Source organism: Rufibacter sp. JT20002 (genome assembly GCF_056491185.1).
Genome location: NZ_JBSZJY010000006.1, coordinates 162324 through 185567 on the forward strand (window position 1 = coordinate 162324; position 23244 = coordinate 185567).

At 50.6% G+C, this 23244-nt stretch carries 27 protein-coding genes; 8 read left to right on the forward strand and 19 right to left on the reverse strand.

All coding sequences use genetic code 11. The features are described from left to right. Positions 1-41: 41 nt before the first annotated feature. The 6 genes from ACW9SV_RS21980 to ACW9SV_RS22005 all read right to left on the reverse strand — a co-directional run bounded on the left by ACW9SV_RS21980 (position 42) and on the right by ACW9SV_RS22005 (position 4338). Positions 42-824, reverse strand: a complete 783-nt coding sequence (locus tag ACW9SV_RS21980) for a CDP-alcohol phosphatidyltransferase family protein (protein ID WP_479558935.1) — start codon at positions 822-824, stop codon at positions 42-44. Positions 825-842: 18 nt separating this feature from the next. Next, the gene (locus ACW9SV_RS21985; protein WP_479558936.1) at positions 843-1232 is read right to left on the reverse strand and encodes a GtrA family protein; all 390 of its coding nucleotides are present in this window, start codon (positions 1230-1232) and stop codon (positions 843-845) included. Then, positions 1233-1691: a phosphatidylglycerophosphatase A family protein gene (locus ACW9SV_RS21990; RefSeq protein WP_479558937.1), complete on the reverse strand. Its 459-nt coding sequence runs from the start codon at positions 1689-1691 to the stop codon at positions 1233-1235. A 7-nt stretch (positions 1692-1698) separates the two neighbouring features. After that, on the reverse strand, positions 1699-3024 hold the full coding sequence (locus ACW9SV_RS21995; protein WP_479558938.1) for an inositol-3-phosphate synthase: 1326 nt from the start codon (positions 3022-3024) through the stop codon (positions 1699-1701). Between the two features lie 255 nt (positions 3025-3279). Then, a complete protein-coding gene (locus ACW9SV_RS22000) occupies positions 3280-3483 on the reverse strand; it encodes a type II toxin-antitoxin system antitoxin (RefSeq protein WP_479558939.1) in 204 nt (67 codons plus the stop codon). Between the two features lie 3 nt (positions 3484-3486). After that, entirely contained in the window at positions 3487-4338 is an 852-nt protein-coding gene (locus ACW9SV_RS22005; RefSeq protein WP_479558940.1) for an SPFH domain-containing protein, read from the reverse strand. Between the two features lie 192 nt (positions 4339-4530). Between ACW9SV_RS22005 and ACW9SV_RS22010 the strand changes: the two genes are divergently transcribed. Then, positions 4531-4911, forward strand: a complete 381-nt coding sequence (locus ACW9SV_RS22010; protein ID WP_479558941.1) for an SPW repeat domain-containing protein — start codon at positions 4531-4533, stop codon at positions 4909-4911. Positions 4912-5019: 108 nt separating this feature from the next. Here ACW9SV_RS22010 and ACW9SV_RS22015 read toward each other — a convergent pair whose 3' ends face one another. From ACW9SV_RS22015 to ACW9SV_RS22050, 8 genes are all read right to left on the reverse strand, one after another. Continuing rightward, positions 5020-5979: a bestrophin family protein gene (locus tag ACW9SV_RS22015; protein WP_479558942.1), complete on the reverse strand. Its 960-nt coding sequence runs from the start codon at positions 5977-5979 to the stop codon at positions 5020-5022. Positions 5980-6017: 38 nt separating this feature from the next. Further along, positions 6018-6914 carry a hypothetical protein gene (locus ACW9SV_RS22020; protein WP_479558943.1) on the reverse strand — a complete coding sequence of 299 codons (897 nt, stop codon included), beginning with the start codon at positions 6912-6914 and terminating at the stop codon, positions 6018-6020. A gap of 155 nt (positions 6915-7069) precedes the next feature. Continuing rightward, positions 7070-7510: a PepSY-like domain-containing protein gene (locus ACW9SV_RS22025; protein WP_479558944.1), complete on the reverse strand. Its 441-nt coding sequence runs from the start codon at positions 7508-7510 to the stop codon at positions 7070-7072. 194 nt (positions 7511-7704) lie between these two features. After that, entirely contained in the window at positions 7705-8967 is a 1263-nt protein-coding gene (locus ACW9SV_RS22030; protein ID WP_479558945.1) for a sensor histidine kinase, read from the reverse strand. Then, a complete protein-coding gene (locus tag ACW9SV_RS22035; protein ID WP_479558946.1) occupies positions 8964-9641 on the reverse strand; it encodes a response regulator transcription factor in 678 nt (225 codons plus the stop codon). The genes ACW9SV_RS22030 and ACW9SV_RS22035 overlap by 4 nt, the downstream gene beginning before the upstream one ends. Before the next feature lie 118 nt (positions 9642-9759). Then, positions 9760-10020: a hypothetical protein gene (locus ACW9SV_RS22040; protein WP_479558947.1), complete on the reverse strand. Its 261-nt coding sequence runs from the start codon at positions 10018-10020 to the stop codon at positions 9760-9762. Between the two features lie 13 nt (positions 10021-10033). After that, positions 10034-10225, reverse strand: coding sequence for a hypothetical protein (locus ACW9SV_RS22045; RefSeq protein WP_479558948.1), 192 nt, complete (start codon positions 10223-10225; stop codon positions 10034-10036). Positions 10226-10249: 24 nt separating this feature from the next. Beyond that, entirely contained in the window at positions 10250-10678 is a 429-nt protein-coding gene (locus ACW9SV_RS22050; RefSeq protein ID WP_479558949.1) for a hypothetical protein, read from the reverse strand. Between the two features lie 360 nt (positions 10679-11038). On the opposite strand from ACW9SV_RS22050, the gene ACW9SV_RS22055 reads away from it, so the two are divergent. Together ACW9SV_RS22055 and ACW9SV_RS22060 are read left to right on the forward strand one after the other, a co-directional pair. After that, positions 11039-12277, forward strand: coding sequence for a helix-turn-helix domain-containing protein (locus tag ACW9SV_RS22055; RefSeq protein ID WP_479558950.1), 1239 nt, complete (start codon positions 11039-11041; stop codon positions 12275-12277). A gap of 91 nt (positions 12278-12368) precedes the next feature. Continuing rightward, the gene (locus tag ACW9SV_RS22060) at positions 12369-13859 is read left to right on the forward strand and encodes a S41 family peptidase (RefSeq protein WP_479558951.1); all 1491 of its coding nucleotides are present in this window, start codon (positions 12369-12371) and stop codon (positions 13857-13859) included. A gap of 149 nt (positions 13860-14008) precedes the next feature. On the opposite strand, the gene ACW9SV_RS22065 is transcribed toward ACW9SV_RS22060, so the two are convergent. Then, positions 14009-16276 (reverse strand): Tex family protein, encoded by a 2268-nt coding sequence (locus ACW9SV_RS22065; RefSeq protein ID WP_479558952.1) that lies wholly within the window; start codon positions 16274-16276, stop codon positions 14009-14011. Positions 16277-16531: 255 nt separating this feature from the next. Between ACW9SV_RS22065 and ACW9SV_RS22070 the strand changes: the two genes are divergently transcribed. Beyond that, entirely contained in the window at positions 16532-16918 is a 387-nt protein-coding gene (locus ACW9SV_RS22070; RefSeq protein ID WP_479558953.1) for a hypothetical protein, read from the forward strand. A 208-nt stretch (positions 16919-17126) separates the two neighbouring features. Then, positions 17127-17312 (forward strand): hypothetical protein, encoded by a 186-nt coding sequence (locus tag ACW9SV_RS22075; RefSeq protein ID WP_479558954.1) that lies wholly within the window; start codon positions 17127-17129, stop codon positions 17310-17312. A gap of 105 nt (positions 17313-17417) precedes the next feature. Here ACW9SV_RS22075 and ACW9SV_RS22080 read toward each other — a convergent pair whose 3' ends face one another. Beyond that, the gene (locus tag ACW9SV_RS22080) at positions 17418-18017 is read right to left on the reverse strand and encodes a hypothetical protein (protein WP_479558955.1); all 600 of its coding nucleotides are present in this window, start codon (positions 18015-18017) and stop codon (positions 17418-17420) included. A 265-nt stretch (positions 18018-18282) separates the two neighbouring features. Between ACW9SV_RS22080 and dinB the strand changes: the two genes are divergently transcribed. Together dinB and ACW9SV_RS22090 are read left to right on the forward strand one after the other, a co-directional pair. Then, on the forward strand, positions 18283-19344 hold the full coding sequence (gene dinB, locus ACW9SV_RS22085; RefSeq protein WP_479558956.1) for a DNA polymerase IV: 1062 nt from the start codon (positions 18283-18285) through the stop codon (positions 19342-19344). A gap of 121 nt (positions 19345-19465) precedes the next feature. Next, positions 19466-20272, forward strand: coding sequence for a class I SAM-dependent methyltransferase (locus tag ACW9SV_RS22090; RefSeq protein ID WP_479558957.1), 807 nt, complete (start codon positions 19466-19468; stop codon positions 20270-20272). Here the strand turns inward: ACW9SV_RS22090 and ACW9SV_RS22095 are convergent. Continuing rightward, positions 20269-20805 carry a DUF7935 family protein gene (locus ACW9SV_RS22095; protein WP_479558958.1) on the reverse strand — a complete coding sequence of 179 codons (537 nt, stop codon included), beginning with the start codon at positions 20803-20805 and terminating at the stop codon, positions 20269-20271. The genes ACW9SV_RS22090 and ACW9SV_RS22095 overlap by 4 nt on opposite strands. A gap of 209 nt (positions 20806-21014) precedes the next feature. On the opposite strand from ACW9SV_RS22095, the gene ACW9SV_RS22100 reads away from it, so the two are divergent. Beyond that, a complete protein-coding gene (locus ACW9SV_RS22100) occupies positions 21015-21365 on the forward strand; it encodes a HesB/IscA family protein (protein WP_123127363.1) in 351 nt (116 codons plus the stop codon). A gap of 195 nt (positions 21366-21560) precedes the next feature. On the opposite strand, the gene ACW9SV_RS22105 is transcribed toward ACW9SV_RS22100, so the two are convergent. Together ACW9SV_RS22105 and ACW9SV_RS22110 are read right to left on the reverse strand one after the other, a co-directional pair. Further along, positions 21561-22433, reverse strand: a complete 873-nt coding sequence (locus ACW9SV_RS22105; protein ID WP_479558959.1) for a ChaN family lipoprotein — start codon at positions 22431-22433, stop codon at positions 21561-21563. A gap of 174 nt (positions 22434-22607) precedes the next feature. Continuing rightward, on the reverse strand, positions 22608-23244 hold a 637-nt coding region (locus ACW9SV_RS22110; protein WP_479558960.1), incomplete at its 5' end, for a glycosyltransferase family protein.

The following is a 23244-nucleotide window of genomic DNA, read 5'->3' on the forward strand; positions in this document are numbered from 1 at the left end:
CAGGCCCCAAACGGCACAAAGTCAAATCTTATAAAATCCTCCTACCTGTTCAAGGTCTGATTCTTTTCTTTTAACTCCAGGGCATGGCGCGCCTCCATCAACCGGGTAAAGGCTGTGATGTTGGTGAAGATGGCCAGAATGGTGATAGGAATGGTGAAGACCGACATGGTTTCGAAAATGTGGAACGGGATACCGGGCACGTACAGCTTGAAGTCCGGGCCAATGAGAGAAGCCGTCAACCCGCAGAACATGCCGGCCAAGGCAATCAGCACCACCCGCTCTGGACGCTGGAAGAAACCGCCTTTGCACTCCACACCTAACCCCTCGGCGCGCGCGCGCGTGTAGCTCACCATCATAGACCCGATCATGGCAATAAACGAGAAGAGGGAACTCAAAAAGTAATGGTGGGCCATGAGGTAATAACAGATCCCCAGGAACATGACCAGTTCACTATAACGGTCCAGCACGGAGTCATACAAAGCCCCAAATGTAGACCCCATGTTGCCCATCCGGGCCACCTGGCCGTCCAGCATGTCAAATAGGCCCGCCATCATGATCAGGAAGCCGGCCCAGCCCACGTAGGAGAAGTCGTTGCGGTTCTCGCTTTCGCCGCCTACCACAAAAATGATGGCGACCCCCACGTTCATGATGAATCCCGTGGTGGTGACAGCATTGGGCGTGAAACCTAGTTTGATCAGAAGCCGCACAAAAGGGTTCACTATTTTGTAGATACCCTGTTGCAGGAATACTTTCCAGGCTTTCTCGCCGGGGGCTTTCTTGCTTTTGAAAGAAGAATCAATGCCCATTTTCTCAGTTGCTTCCATGTGCCCGTTGTGAAAGAATTAGCTATAGGTAGTGTCTTTTCTGAAAACAAATTTCTTTTGCATCAGGTAATTGTAGCCCACTCCTACCACAACCGAGGTAATAATCTTGGAGAAGATATAGCTGATGCCTGAGTAGTGCGTGATGAGGTAAATTCCGGCAGCATTCAAAAAAAGGCTCCCATTCCAGATAATGAAGTACCTGATAGCCTGTGCCGGCAGACTGGAATCCTCGGCATGGAAAACCCATTCCCGCCCTAAGGCAAAGTGGGTGATTCCGCCAGAGGCGGTCCCAATCACGGTCGCCATCACGTACCAACTTCCAAATAGCTCCACGGCCAAAATGGTTACCAGGAAATCAACGACTGTGGAGCCCACAGAGGCAGTCTGTGCCTTTAGAAAAGTGAGCATCTAAAAAAGCTTTACGTAAATTATCAATTGCAGAACAAGGTTGGCGCAGACCCCGGCTAAGACATCGTCTAGCATCACGCCCCAGCCGCCGTTCACCTGCTCGGCCCTTCTGATGTAAAAGGGCTTCACGATGTCAAAAAAGCGGAATAAAACCAACCCTGCCACCAAATACGGAAAAGTGACGGGAATGGCTAACAAAGAAATGCACATGCCCGCCACCTCATCTACTACTACTTTCTTGTCGTCTTTTCCCCACAGGGGCTCCACTTTCTGGGCAGACCAAATGCCTAGCCCCGTGATCAGCAACGTAAGCGCAATTTGCCAGGAGAGTAACTCATTTCCGCCGGCCTGCACCAGGTACCAGACCAGACAGGTGGCCACGGCCGCAACCGTACCCCCGCCCTTGCCCACGTACCCAATTCCAAAGCTGGTGGAAATGAGTTTATGCATCCAGATCATGAACGCCTTACAAGGTGTCCACCAGGTCCTGGTAGTAATCCAGCCCTAGGTGGGTAATCAGGTCCTCGCCCATCATGTGGCGCAAGGTATTTTGCAGTTTCATCAACTGCTTAAAAATATCGTGCTCCGGCGCCAGCCCTTCTGCGGTCTGCGGTGATTTGTAGTAGAAGCTCAGCCACTCCTGGATGCCACTCATGCCAGCGCGCTGCGCTAGGTCAGTGAACAAGGCCAAATCCAACACTAATGGTGCTGCCAAAATAGAGTCACGACACAGGAAGTTGATCTTGATCTGCATCTGGTAGCCCAGCCAACCGAAGATATCAATGTTGTCCCAACTTTCTTTGTTGTCGCCGTGGGGCGGGTAGTAGTTGATGCGCACCTTGTGGTACATATCACCGTAAAGTTCGGGGTTTGACTCAGGGCGGAAGATCTCATCCAGCACGCTCAGTTTGGAAACCTCCTTGGTCTTGAAGTTCTCGGGGGCATCCAGCACATAACCGTCGCGGTTACCCAAAATGTTGGAGGAGAACCAGCCTTTCACGCCTAGGGCTCTGGCGTGCAGACCAGGAGCCAGAATGGTTTTCATCAAGGTCTGGCCTGTCTTGAAATCTTTGCCCGAGATAGCGATGCCGTTCTCTTTGGCCAGCTCCACAATAGCCGGGATGTCTACCGTGAGGTTAGGGGCACCGTTGGCGAAAGGAACGCCCATCTTAAGTGCCGCATAGGCATAAATCATGCTGGGCGCGATACGAGGGTCATTCTGCCGCAGCCCTTCCTCAAAATTCTCAATGGTGTCATGCACCTCAGACTCTTCAATGTAGATCTCGGTAGAACCGCACCACACCATTACCAGGCGGTCACATTGGTTGGCTTCTTTGAAGGATCGGATGTCTTCCATCAGCGCCTCGGCCAGTTCCATCTTGTTGGCCCCCTCTTTCACGTGGGTACCGTCCAGGTTACGCGCGTAGGCTTTGTCAAAAACCGCTTTCATGGGTTTGATGGACTCCAACTCTGGCTTAACGGCGTGCAGTAGCATGGGCTCCAGCACTTTGGCGTTCACGGCGGCCTCAAACACGTTGTCGGCGTACACGTCCCAGCCCCCGAATACGATGTCCTCCAGCCCAGCTAGTGGAACGAAGTCCTTGATCAGGGGGTGTCTATCCTCGGTGCGCTTTCCTAACCGGATGCGCCCCATCTGGGTAAGCGAGCCTACCGGTTTGGCCAACTCTTTCTTTACGGCTTCTACCCCGGCAATGAACGTTGTTGCCACGGCTCCCAATCCCGGGATCAAGATTCCTAACCGGCCTTCGGCTGGTTTCACTTCGTATTCCATAGTTCTTTAAATTAAACTTGATGAACAGATTTCTCTTTCGCTCTAGGCGTTACCATGGCTTAAGATATCAATTTTCCTATAAATGCTGCTTAGTAGATACCCCATTTCTTTGGGTATTTTTATCTAAAATGAAAAAAGACTATTTCTGTTTTGGCCTTAACTTTCTGGAACTGTGACTAAAACAGAATAATGCAAGAACAGGAAACCTGCGAGACTGAATCTCCGGAAAGTACCTGTTGCTGCCTTGAATTGGTCCTATGACGCAGACGGGTCTTGCGGGGTTTCACCCTCTTCCTGCTCCGGTCTGGGCTGAGGCAGCCGCCCGGCTCTTTTGAGTGCCTCCTGCACAATCCATTCAATCTGGCCATTGGTGCTCCTGAACTCATCTGCGGCCCACTTCTCCAAAGCTTTCATCATGTCTGCGTTCATGCGCAGGGCAAACGACTTTTTCTCGGCCATAGGCTAGTGGTGTAAAGTACCCGCATTCACCACAGGATGGATGCTTCTGTCTGAGCAGAGAACGACCATGAGGTTGGTGACCATGGCAGCTTTGCGTTCCTCATCTAAATCTACCAGGCGCCGGTCATTCAATTGGCTTAAGGCCAGGTCCACCATGCCCACGGCTCCCTCCACTATTTTGGCCCGGGCAGCTACAATAGCGGTAGCCTGCTGGCGCTGCAACATGGCGCTGGCAATTTCCTGGGCATACGCCAAATAACTGATTCTTGCCTCTAGCACATGAATGCCGGCAATGGCTAACCGTTCCATCAATTCTCGTTCTAATTCATCGTTCACTTCCTGCGAGCTGGCCCTCAAGGAAATCTCTTCCTCGGTCTCAAAGTTGTCATACGGGTAGGCCCCCGCCAGCTTACGCATGGCAGACTCGCTCTGGATTTTCACAAACGTTTCATAATTGTCTACTTCAAATGCTGCCTTGAAGGTTTCTTCCACCCGCCACACCAGTACTACCCCAATCATGATGGGGTTGCCCAGTTTGTCATTCACCTTGATGGGCGAGGTATCCAGGTTACGGGCCCTGAGCGATATGTTTTTAGTTACCAGAAAGGGATTCACCCAGAAAAACCCGTTCTGCTTGATAGTGCCTTCATAGTTCCCAAACAGCGTAAGCACCCTAGATTCATTTGGGTTCACAATCTTGAAGCCCTTGGCCAGGTACAGGAACACCAGGGAAAAGGGCGCAATTACCCCTGGCCCAAAGATGGAACCAGAAGCGATGGCCGCAATAATGACGATTACCAGTACAACCAGGATGACGTACCCCGAGGCTGGATTAAAAGATTTTTCTGCTTTCATGGCCTTATTTATTTTGATATCATATTGATATCATCTAAGGTATAAAAAGAAAATGACAAAGAGAACCCCTTTCTCACAAACAGTACAAACTACATGGTAAATGATTGAAAATCAGTAAAAACACTAACAGCAAACTGATTTCTGGATCGTATAAATGGGTAGTTGTTTCTAGTTTAATTCAAGGAGGTTCTTATGCGGATTATTCCAACCAGCATCCATGGCATCATGGATTATCTCATCGCGATCTTACTGATTGCCTCGCCCTGGCTATTTGGTTTTTACAGAGGAGGCATAGAAAGCTTCCTTCCTATTGGCATTGGGGTCCTGATCCTAATTCAGGCGCTCATGACCCGCAATGAAACCGGAGCCATGAAAATCATTCCTATGCCGGCGCACATCATCAGTGATCTGGCCATAGGGTTTTTGTTAGCCCTGTCGCCTTGGCTTTTCTTCTTCCATGATTATATCTGGGAGCCGCACTTTATTGTGGGCTTACTGATTGTAGGCCAGGCGGTTTTAACCCGCATGACCCCGGCAGCCGTTCATACCACCGGCACCGGAGCCAGAGTCTAAACATGTTTTCAAAAGCAGAGTCCCTGTTTAAGGCCCGTTTGCTGGAAAACGGGCCTTAAACAGGGACTCTGCTTTTTTGCTTGCAATTCTCGGTTACAAAAGGCTTCTCTATAACATGATCCCGTTCTGGATATCTTTCACCTCAGGGAAGTTATGGTCGCCCCAATGCTCTTTCAGGTTAGTTTCAATGGAGAGCGAGAGTTGGGTGAGCGGCACGTCTTCCAGGCGGTTCTCAAAGGGGTCTTCCATGCGCTCGCCTACCAGGTCAAGGCACAGAAACACAAAAGAGATAATCACCGAAATAGGGATACTGGCCCAGCCGATTTCCTCCACAAACACAAAGGGCAGCAGGGAGGCATGGATGAATACAAACACCCTAGAGAAGAAACTGTACTGCCTCGGAAAAGGGGTGTTCTTGATCCGCTCGCTTCTGCCTTGGATGTTGTTGAACTCCACCAGCGTCTGCTCTAATTGCACAAACCTGTAATCTGAAAGCCATCCCCGTTCAAAAGCTCTTTTCATGTCATCACCCTGTAAGTTGAGCAGGTAATTGGGTGGGTTGTTTTTACGGCAAAAAGTCTGGTATTCATGCTCAGATAAGAAAGCCACTGTATCTGAGTACTCGTTGCGCTCTTCATAGATCTCTTCCTGCTGAGTGTTATTGTAGGGCTTGGGCTTCCGCAGAAAAACCCGCAACCCATGCACAAACGCCAAATGCCGATACACCATGCGGTGCTGCAGCTTTCTAACTACTTCGGCGTCCTGCTCCTCACTAGGAATGATCATGGTCACCACCTGCCGCGCCCAAGACCGACTGCTATTCACCAATTGGCCCCAGATCTGCCGGGCCTCCCACCAACGCTCATAGGCATTGCTGTTCTTGAAGCCCAGGAAAATAGCCAAGGCTGTACTTAAGGCCGTAAGCGTGGAAAAAGGCAGATGCAGTTGCAGCACGTCAAAGTAGTCATGAAGCAGGAACACCGCCACCGAAAGCAGCAGGTAGTAGAGCATGCTTTTCCAGGTGTAATGGATAATGACGCCCCACTTCAGGTTTCTTTCTAAGAGCATAAATCAAATATATGTGAGAGACAAGAACAGTTTTGGGCTTATCTTGTTTGCGCCAGGTTCACCCGCAAGATGTTGGCTGCCTCTTTTTTGCCTTCGTTGGAGATAAACAACTCGCCGGTTGGGCTGAAGGCAATCCCCTCGGGTTTGTAGAAATCAGCATCCCGCAGCTTGTGCCGGGTCTTAATGCTACCATCCTGGTTCAGGATAAATAACTGCGGATTGGAACCCTCGCTCAGGTAGATTTCACCAGTCACCGGATGGATGGCGATCTCTGACGGTTGCCAGGTTTTACTCAGGCTTTTGGCGGTACCCTGCGGCAGCAAAGGATCTTTCAGGTTCAGTTTAAAGATGGGCTCCACCGATAAGGTTTTGGAACTCAAGTCAAACGCGTATACTCCTTTGTATTCGGGGCCACCGGCTTCCTCGCCTTTGATAGCTAACAGCAGTCGTTTGTGTTGCCCGTCATAGGTAAGCCCTTCCACGTTATGGGCTTCGGTGAGCGGCGTGGAGTACTCTTTGATCTGGGGGGCCATGGACTGCCAGTTGCCTACCTCAAACAAGTGCCCGTCGCTTCTGACCACGTAGGCAGTGTTGCCGGCCAAGGCAATGCCCTCATAGTCTCCGGCAGCGCCAAAGGTCACCTGCTTTTCTATGCTGTTTTTGTTTGTGTCATAGACAAAGATCACCCCGGCTTCATCCTGCACGCAGGCAAACTTCCCGTTCCCCAGGAAAGCAATCCCCGACACCTCCCGCAGGATCTCGGGAACTTCCCATTTATGCTGTACCTGCACCGCCTCAGACGAGGGTTCTATGGTTTTCTTCTTTTTGGCTTTTTTGGGTTTTTCATCCGCTAAACCGTGGGCGTTGCTGTTATCGCAGGCCAGGGCGGCCAGAGACAGCACCAAACTCATTATTACTATTTGAAAGCGTTTCATAGGATTTTTCTTTTGAAGGTTTACCTCGGCAGCAAGGTCACCCTCCTGCCATTTTACTATCTTTTGCCTCTGGTGTTTTAAAATCGTTTAAGAAAAAGAGCTTTAGAACACCGTTAACTGCTTATATTCTCATTCCGAAATCCCAGATACAAACCTTATTCCCAATAACTTACACTGGCCAACACACCGTTAGGGGTGTATACCTGCTGTACCTCCTCGTTGTTGTTCTCCAGCTCTACTTGGTAATACACCTGGCCGTCTTTTTCCACTTTCTCCAGATCATCGATGAGGTAAGCCAGGTAGTCGCGCTTCAAGGTCATGGAAACAGGGGGCGGGAGCTGGACCGATGAAATGTCTTGTTTGTGGCTTACTACATGCCCCGTGGCGTTGAGCAGGGCCGTATGTTCCAGCTGGTCTATCTCAAATTCGGCTTCGTAGAGGTCTCCCAGTTTTTCCCACTCCACGGACTTGGCCCCGGGAAACTTCACTTGAAGGGAGTTTTGCACCAAAGACGGAAGGTGCGTGGCGGTGATGTTCTGGCTACAGCTCCAAAGCGTAGCACCAGTTGCCATACAGGCTATTAAAATGGTTTTCATAGGTCTAAAGGTTAGCTTATCACGTTATGGTAAGCCAAAGGTCAGACCCAAAACAGGAAAGAATTGGGAATCTAAAAAGAAGTGAAAGTTTTTTTGGGGCCGGACTAGAAGGAAATCCATTCTCCAAGAATTGAGAGAAAAGCTTTTCGAACCTGATTTCTAAAAAATAGGCTTGAAACCTGGAAACGATTTCCCTAAAAGGTAACGGTAAAAGTATGCCCCTGCCTGAAGCGGTAGGTAATCTGGAAGCCGTACAGGTCACAGATGGCTTTCACGATAGACAATCCCAACCCGGTAGAGTTTACGGATGCCTCTTCTTTATGGAATCGGGTGAATACCTTCTTCTCATCCAAAGGTTGGGCTTGGCCCGAGTTCTCAACGGTCAAGGCTTCTTTAGAAAGATCCAGGCGCAGAAAGCCTCCCTTTGCATTATGGACAATAGCGTTTTTGAGCAGGTTCAGCACCAACATGGTCGCCAGATCAGGGTTCATCCTGAGCGTTACTTCTTCCAGCATCTGCACCTTCAGGGAGATCTTTTTATAGGACAGCTGATCATTAAAATCAACCAGTACCTTTTGCAGCAGCGTAGGCAGCGATACTTCTTCTTCCTGCGCAAATTGCCGGTTTTCAATCTTGGACAGCAGCAACAGCGATTTGTTCAGGCGGGTGAGCCGCTCCAGGTTCTCCATGACGGCTCCAATCTGCATCAACTGTTCTTCCTGTAGGGGTTGGCTCTCGGCCAAGAGTTCCAGCTTGTTCAAACTGATGGCCAATGGCGTCTGCAGTTCATGGGAGGCGTTTTCAATGAAGGCTTTCTGGTTCTGGTACGTGGCCACATTCTGTTGCAGCAACTTTTCCACGGTCTGGTTCAGGAGCTGAAACTCTTCAATATTGGTCTGGTGAACAGGAACCGGCTGCGGATCTTCTAACCTAAACCTCTGCAGCCGTTGTAAGACATTGTAAAAAGGGCGCCAGATTCTTTTCAAAAGCAGGTTATTGAGCACCAGAATACTGCCCATCAGTCCCAGGTACAGCCAAAGCAGAGAGTACAAAAGGTCTTCAATAAGGTCGTCTTCCTCTACCATGGAGGTGATCACCCGCAACTCATAGTATTTGTCACCCTTCCGGAAAACCGAGGTCAGCATGCGGACGGGCTCAAAGTCCTTCTCGTTTTGCATGTACATGAGCGTATCTAGGTAGCGATCTTTGCGGTGGATGGCCAAGGTGAACGGAATCTCCTTGATCCTGAAATACCCGGCCTCAAAGTCTTTTTGCGCCAGCACGGTACTGTCTCGACTTGCTTTTTGCACCACCAAAATCTTCTGGTTCTCCAGGCCATCGTCCATGCTGTCGTAGATTTCGTCCAGCATGTTGAAGTAGAAAAGCGCGGCCCAGACCGAGATCACCACCAGCAGCAGCCCCGCAAAATAAGAGGTGGCGTGGTTGAGCAATTTCATGCCGTGACCAGTTTATACCCGATCCCGTAAATGGCCTGGATTTCCACCTCGGCGGAATGGTCTTTCAGTTTCTTCCGGAGGTTTTTGATCTGTGAGTAGATGAATTCGTAATTATCGGCTTGGTCAATGTAATCGCCCCAGACGTGCTCGGCCAGAGCCGTTTTACTGACCAACCGGTCTTTGTTGGTGACCAGGTACAGCAGAATGTCAAACTCCTTACGGTTAAGCACCAGCTCCTCCCCCGCTACCCACACCTGATGCTTGTCTGGGTCAATCTGCAGGTTCTGTAGTTGGTGCAGGTGCTGCCCCTCAAACTTGCGCCGGCGCAAGACAGATTTCACGCGGGCGTGCAGCTCGGCCATGTGGAACGGCTTGGGCAAATAATCATCGGCGCCTAATTCCAAACCTTGGATTTTATCATCCACCGAGTTCCTGGCCGAGACAATGATCACCCCTTCCGATTTCTGCTGCTTTTTGAGCTCCTCCAGAATCTCCAGGCCGGTGCCGCCGGGTAGGTTAATGTCCAGCAAAATGCAGTCATAGGCATACACACCCACTTTTTCCAGCGCGGTTTTATAATCTGCGGCGGTTTCCACCAGGTATTGTTCTTGCTTAAGAGAGCGCACCAAGGTCTCCAGCATCTCGGGTTCGTCTTCTATCACCAGTATTTTCATAGCCGTGGGATTCACCCGCAAGTACGGCGGGAATTCTGGAAAGAATCTGGAATGTCTAACCCAAACTTAAGATCAAAGGGAAAGGTTTTAAGCCCAGTTCTGCAAAACTGGCCTGAAATCAAAAGCGGGTCACTTTGCCTTTGTTTTCCCAGTGGCTGGATTTGAGCGTGGTGCCATCGGCCTCAAACTTCAGGCGGCGCACGTAGCGCTCTCCGTTGATGCTGCCGTCTGGTTTGCGCTTGCCGATGAACAGCGTAACGGGGTGGCCCTGCTTGTCAGTAATAAAGGTAAGGTCATTGCCGGCGAACACGTCATCCAGGCGGCTGTCGGGCTCGTAGGTTTTGCTTAGTTTGGCTTCCAGTTTGGGGCTTAGGGGCATGGCAGAAAAGTAATTACGAAACGGTGTACGATTGCAGGATGGACAGGGCTTCGGCTTCACTAGCTTCCACCACCTCGTCAATCACTGACTGGATTTCCTGGTCAGACCATTGCGCCTGCTCGGCGGCTTTCACAAATACACCTAGGGCCACAAACCGGCCACCTTCCAGGGGAAGAATCACTTTTACTTTTTTGCGGATGTTCATGCAGAATGTACGATCGATTTTGGGCTATTTTACGGAAAACCGACCAAAATCGCTAAGTCCACCGGTGTTTTCCTGCGCCCACCGCAACGCCGAGTTCAACTCCTGGAAGTACTCTACCTCGGTGCGCATCTTAGGCCGGAGCGTGGCCACCATGCTACTCACGGCCATCTGGTTGAAGATATCCTCAGACACCACAAAAGCCAATCGTTTGATTCCCAGTAACTGGTAATTGGGGAACCAGGTGGCAATGGTCCACTCCTGATCGGCTTGCCTGATGACTTTCATGTGCTTCATGTCCATGACCCAACACTGCAGACCGGCTCTTCTGGAAACCTGAACTGCCTCCATTAAGCCTTCGCGGTACACTTCGCTAGGGACAAAGCCCTGCCAGTGCAGCACCAGAAGCTGGTGAAGCCGGTCGGTCTCCAACTGCAAGAAAGATTCGGTCTCCATCGCTTTTTTTTCTTCTTTTTTGCCTTCTCGAAGCCGTTAATAAGCCCTTTTTTAGGGTTACCCTGAAAGCAAAATTCATCAATGTATTAACCTCTAATAACAGGTTCAGGTTTTGCAGCGATCTAACAAATGAATAGGACTCAAGTAATAATTAGCTCCATTTCCTATTTTAGCATTAACCCATTGAAAAACAACCACTTATAAATTCAGTCTTTCAATACATTTCCAAATTTTAAATAAAACCTAGGCTTTAAAGACTTTCTAAAACAATGGAATCCTTAGATTTATGGTAAATTTTAAAGGTAAAATCACCTTCCTGAAGATTTGGTTACATTTGGGTAGGTAAAGCGGTTACAGGTAATGTCTACGCAGGTGGTACAGATTATTTTGGTGGGAGGAGCGGTACAGGGATTGGTACTGGCGTTTTTGTTGGCAACCCGACGCACGAACCAATTAGCTAACCGACTGCTGGCGGTCTTGATTTTGCTTATCTCCCTGCAGTCGGTACTGGTGGCGTTTGACACCCGCGACTTTTTCTTGACGTTTCCGCACCTGAGCAAGGTAAGCTGGCTCCTGCCTATCCTCTTCGCGCCGCTTATCTACCTTTTCTCAGCCAAATTGACCCACGAAAATCCCAGGTTAAAGCCCGTTGATGCGTTGCATTTCATCCCGGCGGCGCTGGTCTTTTTCTACCTGCTGCCTTATTACCTTAAAAGCCGGGAAGAGAAGCTAGCCTATCTCAATGATTTTGAGCTAGCCTCTAAAGATGATTTCGGGTTTATTGGTCAGTTGGCGCTGGTGATGGTGAGTTTCTACCTGCTGCTTTCGCTCTGGAACTACCGCCGTTACCGCCGCGAAATCGCCAATTCCTTTTCTGAGGTGGAGAAAATTAGGCTGCAGTGGCTTTGGCAGTTCAGCCTGTTTATGCTGGTGATTATAGTAGTGGCTATTGTGGCGTTCTACGCGAAGAAATGGGAAGTGCCGGTCCTGATCCAGATCTATCGCTACCATCTGCATTACTTCGGGGTGATTGGCTTGATTTACTGGATCGGCTACAAAGCCTTGGCCCAACCGCGCATCTTCATCGAGGCCCCGGCTGCACCAGAGCCAGGTTTTCCCGCCCAAAAAGTGGAAGAACCGATTCTTATTTTAGAGCCGGTTTTGGAGGAACTGCCCCAAAACACTGTCCCGGCCGTAAAGTACCAGAAGTCCACGCTAAAGGAGGAAGAAGGCCAAACGTACCTGGACCAGCTGCTCACCTACATGGACACCCAGAAGCCGTACCTGGAACCCACGCTCACCATCCAGGAACTCTCCGAGAAACTGGGCATCTCCAAGCACCACCTTTCCCAAATTATCAACAATCGACTGGGCAAGAATTTCTATGATTTTGTGAACCAATACCGGGTGGCCGAGGCGCAGCTGATGCTGGTGAACCCCAAGTTTAGGCACCTCACCAACCTGGCCGTGGCCGAAGAAGCCGGGTTTAACTCCAAAGCCACTTTTAACGCCGTTTTCAAAAAACAGACCGGAAAGACGCCGTCTGAATACGTCAGAACCCACTCCGAAAACCGTCTGAACTCAGCGGATGCGCTATAATCATTACCTAAAACAGGTCTGAACTTAGCGGGCCGGACGACTGGCGTCTCCCGCATCTATAGGTTTGCAGTGTTCAATCATTTTTAACACTATGAAATCAAACTTCTTGAGACGCTGTCTATTCTCCCTGTTTATGCTGGGCTCGTATCCGGGCCTGAGCCAAACAACTCCAACTGCTGCTGACCAAACGCAGCAGTTCAGTCCTGCCCAGTTGCAGGAAGACCTTAAGTTCATGCACCAGGTGCTCAACGAGGCGCACCCCGGCATGTATCGCTACACTTCCAAAGAACGCTTTGAGGCGCTATTTGACAGTGTGGGCCAGACCCTCACCCGGCCCATGACGCAGCAGGAGTTCTTTGTAGCCGCCACGCCACTCATCACCGCCCTGAAAGACGGACACATCAAGTGGATGCCCCGTCAGCGGAAACACGGCCAGTACTACTACAACCTGGACAAGCTCTTTCCGCTGCAGCTGCATTTCACCGGCAAGCAGGCGCATCTGGTCCACAACTTGGCAGGCACTACCACCATTCCGCTGGCCTCAGAGATTGTCGCCATTAACGGAATGCCCATCCCGGCGCTGGTAGACAAACTTCTGCCCACCGTGTTCTTCGCCGATGGCAACAGCGAGGCCGTGAAATGGCTTTCCCTGGACAACTTCCTGCCGTTTTACTATGGCACGTACATTGGTGCTTCCTCTACTTATGAAATTGCTTTCAAGGCTCCGGGCAGCCCCGTAGTAAAAACCACCCAGGTTCCGGCTATTACCTTGGAGACCATTCAAGAACTGGAAAAGGAACGGGAGAAAAAGAAGGAAAGCGTGATCAGGGTCTCTTACAAAGACCATAATACCGCCTTGCTCAGAATTGAGAACTTCAACATCTACAAGAACGAGATGGATGTGGAGAAGGTGATGAAAGACATTTTCTGGCAGATGAACGCCAAAAACACCCAGCACCTCATCATTGATTTGCGTGGCAACGAAGGCGGGGTTGATAAATGGGGTGCTCTGCTCTACTCTTATCTCACGGACAAGAAGTTCAGGTACTATGACAGCATGCTGGTGCCTAAAAAAGACAAGTTCACGTTTGAGAAGAACATCATCTGGCTCCCCGAAATGTATCCCATTTACCGACGCCTCATTTCTAAAACCAAAGGTGATAATTACACCTTCCGGTTCAAGAAAACCCTTCGGGAGCAAAAACCTCAAAAGAACCCGTTCAAAGGGGACGTCTACATCTTAACCGATGGCTATAGCTTCTCGGTGACCTCAGAATTCTGCGCCATTGCCCACCACCACAAACGCGCCACCTTCATCGGCCGCGAGACCGGCGGCGCTTACTACGGCAACACCAGTGGTTTCCACGTACCCGTCAAACTCCCCAACACCGACCTTGAAATCGCCATTCCACAATGGAACTACTTCATGGCTGTTTCTGGCTACCCGCACAAAGATCGAGGCATTCTTCCTGATTATCCTATTGCATACACTGCCGAGGATCTCATTCAGAAACGGGATGTAGATTTGGAGTTCACCATGGATTTAATCAAGTCCAAGAAGGTGGCGGCAGCCACAAAGTAGAGGCTCACTAAGCGCAGATTCTCCCCTCAAGGGGAGAATCTAGAACCTCAACCTGAATTCCGTTTAGGCCACCTTTTGCTTAAAACACCTGAAAACAAAAAAGGGCCAGTGCAAACCACTGGCCCTTTCCTTATGCAATCTGAATCTACCTACCGGAACATGTTTTTCAACTTGTTCAGTTTGGTAGCCATATCTTCTTCCTCTACTGGTGCTTCACGACGACTACCACCGCCGGTGTTGCCCGGCTTACGGTCATTGCCGCGGCTTGGGCGGGCAGCGGCCTGCGGATCACCTTTCATGGAAAGCGCGATACGCTTGCGGCCTACTTCCACCTCCAGCACGGTCACTTCTACCTTCTGCCCCACTTTCACTACCTCATGCGGATTGCTCACGAAACGGTCAGACAAGTGGCTCACGTGTACCAAGCCGTCTTGATGCACCCCAATGTCCACGAACGCTCCGAAAGCGGTGATATTGGTGATGATACCCGGCAGTTTCATGCCCTGGCGCAAGTCTTTGATCTCGTTCACGCCCTCGGTGAAGCTGAACACCTCGTAGCTTTCGCGCGGGTCACGGCCAGGTTTGGAAAGCTCGCTCATGATGTCCTGCAGCGTAGGCAGCCCCACGGTGTCAGACACGTATTTCTTCAGGTCAATCTTTTTCCGCAGGTCAGCATTCTTGAGCAGGTCTTCCACGGTAGCACCCAGATCTTTCGCCATTTGCTCTACCAACGCATAACGCTCTGGATGCACGGCACTGCCGTCCAGCGGGTGCTTACCGCCTCTGATGCGCAGGAAGCCGGCTGCCTGTTCAAAGGCCTTATCGCCTAGGCGGGCTACTTTGCGCAGTTCGTTGCGGGTTTTGAACGGTCCGTTCTGGTTGCGGTAGTCCACAATGTTCTGCGCCAACTGCGGTCCCAGACCAGAGACGTAGGTCAGCAACTGCTTGCTGGCGGTGTTTACTTCTACACCCACGGCGTTCACGCAGCTCATCACCACATCGTCCAGGCTGTGCTTGAGCGCATTCTGGTCCACATCGTGTTGGTACTGGCCTACGCCAATGGATTTAGGATCAATTTTCACCAACTCGGCCAAAGGGTCCATTAAGCGACGACCAATGGAAACGGCGCCGCGCACGGTAATATCCTGATCCGGGAACTCCTCGCGGGCCACGTCTGAGGCCGAATAGATGGAGGCCCCGCTCTCGTTCACCATGATGATGGCGATGTTGTTGGGCAAGCCCAAACCGCGCACGAAGGTCTCAGTCTCGCGGCTGGCGGTTCCGTTGCCTATGGCAATGGCCTCAATCTGGTATTTGTGGCACATCACCATTACCTGTTGTCCGGCTGTGGTGGCCTGGTGGGCTCCGTTGTGCGGGAAAATAGCTTCGTAATGCAGCAGTTTGCCTTGTTCGTCAAGGGCCACCACTTTACAACCGGTTCTGAAACCCGGGTCAATGGCCAAAACGCGCTTCTGGCCCAGCGGCGCAGACAACAGCATAGGACGCAGGTTATCGGCAAACACCCGGATGGCTTCTTCGTCGGCGCGCTTCTTAGAAGAAAGACGCACCTCGGTTTCCATGTTCAGGCGCAGCATCCGCTTGTAGCTTTCTCTGATGGCTAGCTTTACCTGCTCGGCGGCGGCGTTGTGGCCGGTCACAAACTGGTCTTCCAGAATGGACAGCGCTGCCTCTTCCTCGGGTTGGGCATCCAGCATCAAGACCATTTCCTTCTCGCCGCGGCGCATGGCCAGGATGCGGTGACTAGGGGCTTTCTCAATGGGCTCGTCCCATTCAAAGTAATCTTTGTATTTCTGGCCTTCCTCTTCTTTGCCCGGAATCACGCGCGCCTTGAACACGCCTTTCTTCTCAAACAAATTCCGGATGCTGGCGCGGGCCTCTGGGTTCTCGTTGATCCACTCGGCAATGATATCACGGGCACCGGCTAAGGCTTCCTCGGTTGATTTTACTTCTTTTTCTTCGCTCACAAACGCGGCAGCCTCAGAGGCAACGTCCATGTTAGCCTGCTCAAACAACCTTTGCGCTAGTGGCTCCAAGCCTTTCTCCCGGGCAATGGTGGCTTTGGTACGGCGCTTAGGTTTGTATGGAAGGTAAATGTCTTCCAGCACGGCCATGGTTTCGGCGGCCAACACCTGCGCCTCTAGCTCCGGGGTAAGTTTCTGCTGGTCTTTTAAGGATTTCAGGATACTTTCGCGGCGTTTGTCCAGCTCGCGGAGTTGCTCCACGCGGTCGCGGATGGTAGCAATGGCTACCTCGTCCAAACTACCGGTTACTTCCTTGCGGTACCGGGCAATGAAGGGCACAGTGGCTCCTTCGTCCAGCAACGCCACAGTGGCTTCTACTTGCTTCTGGTTTACTTGCAGCTCCCCCGCAATCGTCTTGAAATGGTTTTCTGGCATGCTAAATAATCGTTCTGAAAAAGACTCTGTTCTTTACTTGCTGCGTTGTAAGGGCAGGCAACGGATTTCAAAGATAAGGCGAAATTAGCGGAAACCCCGCACTGCCGGCCTTGCTTTTCTGGGCAGCTCTTCATCAGAAGCTGGCCCGGTATTTGTACCTTTGCAGCCGAGTGACCGGAACCAAACGCCATCCTTTTGGTTTTAGGAAACCGACGAGGAAGCCCTCGATCTGAAAGCATTTACACCCTGATTTATATGAAGAGGATTATCTTTTTGCTGGCTTTTGTTTTTACCACGCTGGCGACCCAGGCTCAGACCCCGGCCGTTACTCCTGATGCCCGTGCCCAGGCCATGACCAATTCCATGACCCAGCACCTAAAACTGAACGCTGCCCAGGCCGCCAAGGTAAAGGCGATTAACCTGACAAGTATCCAGCAACTTGAAAAGGCCAAGAAGGATTACAAGAATGATCCACGCCAATTGAAAGCCACCATGGACCTGATTGGCTCCACCCGGCTTGAATCTTTGAGAGGAGTGCTTTCGGTGACCCAGTTCCAGCAGTACCAACAGCAGCGCGAGCGTAAAATGGGTATTCCTTCACAGGCGGGTACCGGCGGAGTTCCGCAGGAATACAACAACTAAGCTTTTTGCCGCAACGGCAACTGATTCTTAACCGAGCAAACAAAAAGAGAGACACCGTTTAGAGGCTGCTTTTATGAAAGCGTCTTTTAAACGGTGCCTCTCTTTTTGTTTATAAGACATAGTTTTCTGCGGAAGTGTATGGAAAAAGCAACAGCGAAGCATCTTGTACATATTCCTTTCTTTCACGCCTTCTAAAACCCACTGTAATATGAAATTCATTGGCTTAGGAATGTTCCTTGTTGGCTTGGTTTCGCTTTTGGTTGCCACTTTCGGGGCAAATCACTTTTTGCTTTTGTGGGTAGATAATTGGGGTCGGCCCTTAGGGTGGGCTATCAGGGCTGCGGTCACCCTCCTGGGCTATGTCTTATATTACCTACATCGACACGATGACTGAAACAGTTTAGAACCAGTTTTACCCAAATCAGCCCCAAAACAAAACCGGCACCGCCTTCGAAGACGGTGCCGGTTTAACACTAAGGATATTTGAATGCTGCGTGATCTACATTTCAAGCAAGCCGAGCAAGATAAATACCAGACCTACGATGGCCGCAATGGCACCCACCAGGCCTAACCCCGGGATCAAGCTCAACAGCGCACCCACCACCAATAAAATCAAACCAATTTTGATGTATTGGTTAATGGCATTGGCTTTCTTCACGGCTTTTGCTTCGCGCATGATCTTTTTGGTAGCCATTTTCACATCTTTTTTGCTTTTGGCTGAGGCTAGCTCGTTGGCCAGGGCCTTCACGCTTGGGTTCGCTTCCAAAGCCGAGGCAACCGCCGCAGAGGTCAAAGGAGCGGTACGGGCTACTTCTCTGGAGGCAACTGGTCTGGCCGCGTTGGCTTCCAGGGCCGGGGTTGCGTCTGCTTTAGAAGAAGTCAAAGGAGCAATGGCCTGAGTTGGCTCCGCCTGAGATATTACTTCTGTCTCCACAGGAGCAGTTGCTTCAACGGGTGTCGCTTCAGCAGGGGCCGGAGCGGCTTTATGGTAAGTGGTTGCAGGCGTACTGAAGTCAAAGTACTGGCTTGAAGAACACCCAACCATGAATTGACTAGCAACTCCGCAAGCAATAAGAGACAGTAAAGATCTGATTTTCATAGTAAAGATAGATTAAGTGGGTTTGTTAAATGCTTAAATGGAAAGAACCTATCCGCTAAACTAGTCCAAATAGGTTTCATAGACTAACTTCGCAGTACGTAGACTAACGCTGCAAGTTCAAAAATCATTTTACAACGAAAAACCAGCTTCCATTTTCCGGCTGATTATCAGAGCGAAAAAATTCGTTCCTGGCCTTTTGGGGCAACTAAAACAGCTCTTCACCAAGCAAATTCCCGTCAATTCCTATTAGCTTAACCTAGTACCTGTGCGCAAAATCATCCACATAGACATGGACGCTTTCTTCGCCTCCGTAGAGCAGCGCGACAACCCGGCGCTGCGCGGAAAGCCTGTGGCGGTGGGTGGCTCAAAAGCACGGGGTGTGGTGGCGGCGGCCAGCTATGAGGCGCGGCAATACGGGGTGTTCTCCGCGATGCCTTCGCAGGTGGCCCTCCGCAAGTGTCCGCACCTGATCATGGTGCCCACCCGCTTTGAGGTATATAAACAGGTCTCCCGGCAGATCCGGGAAATCTTCCACCGCTACACCGATCTGGTGGAACCGCTCTCCCTGGACGAAGCCTACCTGGATGTCACCGAAAACAAGAAGGGCTTGAAGTCGGCCATGTTCATTGCGCAGCGCATCAAACACGAGATTTTGCAGGAAACGCACTTAACAGCCTCGGCAGGGGTATCTTTCAATAAATTCCTGGCGAAAGTAGCCTCGGGTAAAAACAAACCCGACGGCCTCACAGTGGTCCTGCCCGATGAGGCCGAGGCCTTTGTGGAAGCCTTGCCTATTGAGAAATTTTACGGCATTGGTGATGTGACCGCGGCCAAGATGAAGCAATTGGGCATTCATACCGGGGCCGATTTAAAGAACCGCTCTGAGGTGGACCTACGGCGGCATTTCGGGAAATCGGGCTCTTACTTCTATCAGATTGCCCGTGCGCAGGATGAGCGCCCCGTGGAACCGAACCGCATCAGAAAGAGCATTGGCTCAGAGCGCACCTTCAATGAAGACCTGGAGACCGAGGAAGAGATGTTGCCTGAGTTGCAGCGCTTGGCCGAGGAAGTGGCCTATGACCTGAACCGTCTGGAAACCTCGGGCAAAACCATCACCCTCAAACTCAAGTATCACGACTTCACCCTGAACACCCGCAGCAAAACCTTCTTCTCCTCCGTCCGGGCCGAGGAAGTGTTGTTAGACATTGCCGCTGAATTGCTGCGCACGCCTTTCTTCCCCACCAAGCCCGTCCGACTGCTGGGTATCACGGTTTCCAATTTAAATTACGGAAAGCACCAGGGCGGGCAGTTGTCTTTTCCCTTTTAAAGCAGCTCCAGGTAACGACTTAGTTGCCTTATAGTATCTCACCACTTTATTCATCAGAAATCCCTCCGCTATCTTCTTTTCTATTTTTTGCTTATTTTCATCTAAACAAGCTAAAAAGGCCATGGATGCATCTGTAGATTACTTTGAAATCAATCGGCAAGCCTGGAACCTGCGCACCGGCGTGCACAAAGACTCCACGTTTTATGATGTAGAAGCTTTCAGGAATGGAAAAAGCAGTTTGAACCCTTTGGAATTGGAGGCTCTGGGTGACGTGAAGGGCAAAAAGCTTTTGCACTTGCAATGCCATTTCGGGCAAGATACGCTTTCGTGGGCCCGGTTGGGCGCCAAAGCCACGGGAGTAGATTTGTCAGATGAGGCCATCAGCCTGGCCCGGCAACTGAACGAGGAGCTTGGATTGGACGCCGAGTTTGTCTGCTGCAACGTCTATGATCTGCCGCAGCACCTAGAAGGCCAGTTTGACATTGTCTTTACCTCTTACGGAGTTATTGGCTGGCTTCCGGACCTGGAGAAATGGGCGCAGGTGATCTCGCACTTCCTGAAACCGGGCGGCACCTTCCTGCTGGTAGAGTTTCACCCGGCCGTCTGGATGTTTGACAACCACTTCACCCGCGTGGAGTACTCCTATTTTAACACCGGTGGCCCTATTGTAGAAGAATCCTCGGGCACCTACACTGATCCGGACGCGCCCATCCACTACACCGAGTACTCCTGGAACCATGCCGTGAGCGAAGTTTTCACGGCGCTACTGAACCAAAAGTTGCAGGTGGTGGAGTTTCAGGAACTGCCTTACTCCTATTATAACTGCTTTTCTAATACGGTGCAGGCTTCAGACGGCTTATGGCGGATCAAAGGCATGGAAGACAAACTACCTTTGATGTACTGCCTGAAGGCTATAAAACCGATTTAGAAAATCTCGTGTAATTCCCGCTTCAGAAACTGGATAGCCTGCGCCGTAGGATCCACCTCGTTGTGCAGCACATTCTCCAGAACGCGCTTGGCCAGCTCGGTGCCCCGGCTTTTGTCCTGCAGGTTCTGGTAATTTTGGTTAACCATGGAGACCACGTCTTCCTTGGCTTTCTTTACTTGTTGCCAAGCCGCTTCGCTCATGTATAGTTGCTGCGAAAGGTTATGCGTATACTCCGCCCTGATCTCCATCAGCAGTTGGGCTTGAAAGTCAGTCGCGGTTAGGCCAGAAGGACTTACTCTTATCAATAAATTACTGGGCGTGATGCGTTCCAGAAACAGAATAATGCGCTCGTAGGCCTGCAACCTGATGGGCAAAATAGTCTCGCTGTTCTTCAGCCGGATGTCCAGCACCTTTTTCCGGTAGTCTCGCTCCAGGTATTTTTGGGTGAGCAGGTACATGGCTCCGCCGATGAGCAGGGCTGGAATGGCGCTTAATAAAATTAGAAGAACTATGGAGGAAGTGTCTGTGGTCATAAAAATAAAGTAAATAGCCCTTGCCTCTCCACTTGCGTAAAATGGAAAGCAAGGCTAATAAAAGCGTTTGTTCGCAAAGTAAATATCGGGAAAATTTTGAACAGGTTGCCGCTGAATCATTTTCCCGGTTTTTTGGTTTCTTATTGTATAGCGCCCACGTGTAGAAACAGGCTAGTTTTTAGTAACTTTACGGCGCATAAGCCACTACTATGGAAAGCACAACTGTAAAAAAAGCCCCTATTTCACTTACCGAGCGTGCCCTGCACGAGGTGAAAGTGATCATGAAAGATAAAAACGTGCCGGAAGAATACGGTTTACGGATTGGTGTACAAGGCGGCGGCTGCTCAGGCATGTCTTACCTGTTAGGGTTCGACAAGGCTAAGGATGCCGACGAGATCTATGAGTTGGACGGTGTTCAACTGATCATGGACAAGAAACACGGAATGTATGTGATGGGCATGGAAGTAGATTTCCAGGATGGCCTGAACGCCCGCGGATTTGTCTTCAACAACCCACAAGCCAAAAGCACCTGCGGTTGCGGAAGCTCCTTCTCTGCATAACATTCCCACAAATTACCTTATCAAAAGACCTGCTGTATAGCAGGTCTTTTTTTGTGCCTCATTTTTGAAAAATGGTTTTAAAACGGGGGAACGCCTCGCTATTTCCATTTTCGTTGTTGATGGGTTTTGCGCGGTTTCTGGAAAAACAGACTGGAAATTCCTGACAATCCCAAGGCAAATCACAGAACTGGTACCTTAATAGGTTCTGGTCATGCTCTCTGGAACCACTAACACAAAATCAGCACGGTTCCGGTTATCTTTTTCCAAGTCCTCCAACTTTGCCTGCAGCACGGTGGAGATGGTCATTACTTTCAATTCGGGCCTGAGGCGGTGGAGGTACCATAGAATACCCTCGTGGTGGTCTGAGTGATACGCGCCGTTGAGATGCAACATGCGCTGCCCCTTCTGTAGGTTCTTGCTGATGAAGTGCGCCATGGTTGCGTCTTTCAGAGCCTGCGCCTCCACGATCTGGGCAGAAGCCGCCGAGGTGCCGTGTGAATCCCCGAACATGCTGAGCATGTGCTTGTAGGCGGGTAACTCCAGATCAACCCTAATAGGCAACAGTGCAAGCCATTGCTTTTCCTCCGCTGGCAGGGCCTCTAACCCTTTCAAGCTTTCGCGGGCAACTACCCTGGCTGATCTACGGGGCGCGTTAGTGGCAATGACTTTGATTTGGTTCGCCTTCGCGAAATGCAGGATTGGTTTATAGTCGGTGGCGTAGTTGGGCCAGGCCCGGCTTGCCTCCACGAACTTGGGCTCCTCCAGTTGCCCCAAAAGGAATGAATCAACAGCAGCCTGAGTGTCGGTTTCCCACATCTCGGCTCCCAATAGCAACTGCTTTCCGTGCAGCCGGAACAGATCCTTGGTGATTTCTGCTTGCAGCCAGTGCGCGATAGGGTCGTTGTGCTGCTCGCCAAAGAACACCACATCTGCTGAGGCCAGTTTTTTCAGCATTTTCTCGTATTTCAGCGACTTGCCGCTGCCTTGGAACAAACGATACGCTGGTTTATCCATGGCGAAAGAACTAAGCATCAGAAAACCTATCAGCAGCGATAATAACTTTTTCATGTTTTAAGCAAACTTTTAGAAAACCACCCTCAAAGAGGCCTGACCTAACTACCTGGGCGGAAAAGAAGGGGTGTTCACAAAAGTAGGTTTCCTTTCTAATATGATTAAAGCCGAATGGGATAAAGTCACCTTTTTCTCTTGCGGCCGATCTTGTTGGTGAAGTGCTTTCCCCCTTTATCCTACCCTCATCACCACTTTCAAGCAAAATTTAGAAATGTGGTAGTAAAGCTTAGCAGATCTGTCTAAACTCAAAGCCAATTTTACCTGGTCCTTGGCCGCCGCCAGATTCCTTGATTGTTTCCAAATAACGTTAGCTTTGGCCATGCAGTAAAGCGCGCAACCTTTTTTGGCGTTTTCCATGAGGTGCTTTTCCTCTAGGGGTAGCATCCCTTCTATATGCCTAATGACATACGCCAGGTCTTTTGTGGTCTGCCCGTCTTCCGCCTTGGGCCAGGAAATGGAGCCTTGGTGTTTACGGTACTCAGCAAGTGGTTCAGGTGAGTACACTATCGGGTACCTTTTGGCAATCCGGGCCCACATGATCCAATCCTCGCCGTAGGTGACCCCATAAAAACTTCCTAAGGTTTCATATACTTCGCGGCGGACTACCATGGAAACGTACTGAATACGCTGTTGCCCCGCTACTGTGAAAAGGCCGTTGTTCAGGATTCCGGCCTTTTCTTGCACAGGCGCATAGCTTCTGAGATATGCACCAGACTCATTTATATCATCATAATTGCAGAAGGCGGCGCCGGCTTGGGGGAAGCGCCGGAAGAGAGCCTCCATTTTGGCGTAGAAGCCGGGCCTGACC

Coding starts and splice junctions, on each gene's coding strand:
- ACW9SV_RS21980 (WP_479558935.1), bottom strand. CDS start 824: ATGGAAGCAACTGAGAAAATGGGCATTGATTCTTCTTTCAAAAGCAAG.
- ACW9SV_RS21985 (WP_479558936.1), bottom strand. CDS start 1,232: ATGCTCACTTTTCTAAAGGCACAGACTGCCTCTGTGGGCTCCACAGTC.
- ACW9SV_RS21990 (WP_479558937.1), bottom strand. CDS start 1,691: ATGATCTGGATGCATAAACTCATTTCCACCAGCTTTGGAATTGGGTAC.
- ACW9SV_RS21995 (WP_479558938.1), bottom strand. CDS start 3,024: ATGGAATACGAAGTGAAACCAGCCGAAGGCCGGTTAGGAATCTTGATC.
- ACW9SV_RS22000 (WP_479558939.1), bottom strand. CDS start 3,483: ATGGCCGAGAAAAAGTCGTTTGCCCTGCGCATGAACGCAGACATGATG.
- ACW9SV_RS22005 (WP_479558940.1), bottom strand. CDS start 4,338: ATGAAAGCAGAAAAATCTTTTAATCCAGCCTCGGGGTACGTCATCCTG.
- ACW9SV_RS22010 (WP_479558941.1), top strand. CDS start 4,531: ATGCGGATTATTCCAACCAGCATCCATGGCATCATGGATTATCTCATC.
- ACW9SV_RS22015 (WP_479558942.1), bottom strand. CDS start 5,979: ATGCTCTTAGAAAGAAACCTGAAGTGGGGCGTCATTATCCATTACACC.
- ACW9SV_RS22020 (WP_479558943.1), bottom strand. CDS start 6,914: ATGAAACGCTTTCAAATAGTAATAATGAGTTTGGTGCTGTCTCTGGCC.
- ACW9SV_RS22025 (WP_479558944.1), bottom strand. CDS start 7,510: ATGAAAACCATTTTAATAGCCTGTATGGCAACTGGTGCTACGCTTTGG.
- ACW9SV_RS22030 (WP_479558945.1), bottom strand. CDS start 8,967: ATGAAATTGCTCAACCACGCCACCTCTTATTTTGCGGGGCTGCTGCTG.
- ACW9SV_RS22035 (WP_479558946.1), bottom strand. CDS start 9,641: ATGAAAATACTGGTGATAGAAGACGAACCCGAGATGCTGGAGACCTTG.
- ACW9SV_RS22040 (WP_479558947.1), bottom strand. CDS start 10,020: ATGCCCCTAAGCCCCAAACTGGAAGCCAAACTAAGCAAAACCTACGAG.
- ACW9SV_RS22045 (WP_479558948.1), bottom strand. CDS start 10,225: ATGAACATCCGCAAAAAAGTAAAAGTGATTCTTCCCCTGGAAGGTGGC.
- ACW9SV_RS22050 (WP_479558949.1), bottom strand. CDS start 10,678: ATGGAGACCGAATCTTTCTTGCAGTTGGAGACCGACCGGCTTCACCAG.
- ACW9SV_RS22055 (WP_479558950.1), top strand. CDS start 11,039: ATGTCTACGCAGGTGGTACAGATTATTTTGGTGGGAGGAGCGGTACAG.
- ACW9SV_RS22060 (WP_479558951.1), top strand. CDS start 12,369: ATGAAATCAAACTTCTTGAGACGCTGTCTATTCTCCCTGTTTATGCTG.
- ACW9SV_RS22065 (WP_479558952.1), bottom strand. CDS start 16,276: ATGCCAGAAAACCATTTCAAGACGATTGCGGGGGAGCTGCAAGTAAAC.
- ACW9SV_RS22070 (WP_479558953.1), top strand. CDS start 16,532: ATGAAGAGGATTATCTTTTTGCTGGCTTTTGTTTTTACCACGCTGGCG.
- ACW9SV_RS22075 (WP_479558954.1), top strand. CDS start 17,127: ATGAAATTCATTGGCTTAGGAATGTTCCTTGTTGGCTTGGTTTCGCTT.
- ACW9SV_RS22080 (WP_479558955.1), bottom strand. CDS start 18,017: ATGAAAATCAGATCTTTACTGTCTCTTATTGCTTGCGGAGTTGCTAGT.
- ACW9SV_RS22090 (WP_479558957.1), top strand. CDS start 19,466: ATGGATGCATCTGTAGATTACTTTGAAATCAATCGGCAAGCCTGGAAC.
- ACW9SV_RS22095 (WP_479558958.1), bottom strand. CDS start 20,805: ATGACCACAGACACTTCCTCCATAGTTCTTCTAATTTTATTAAGCGCC.
- ACW9SV_RS22100 (WP_123127363.1), top strand. CDS start 21,015: ATGGAAAGCACAACTGTAAAAAAAGCCCCTATTTCACTTACCGAGCGT.
- ACW9SV_RS22105 (WP_479558959.1), bottom strand. CDS start 22,433: ATGAAAAAGTTATTATCGCTGCTGATAGGTTTTCTGATGCTTAGTTCT.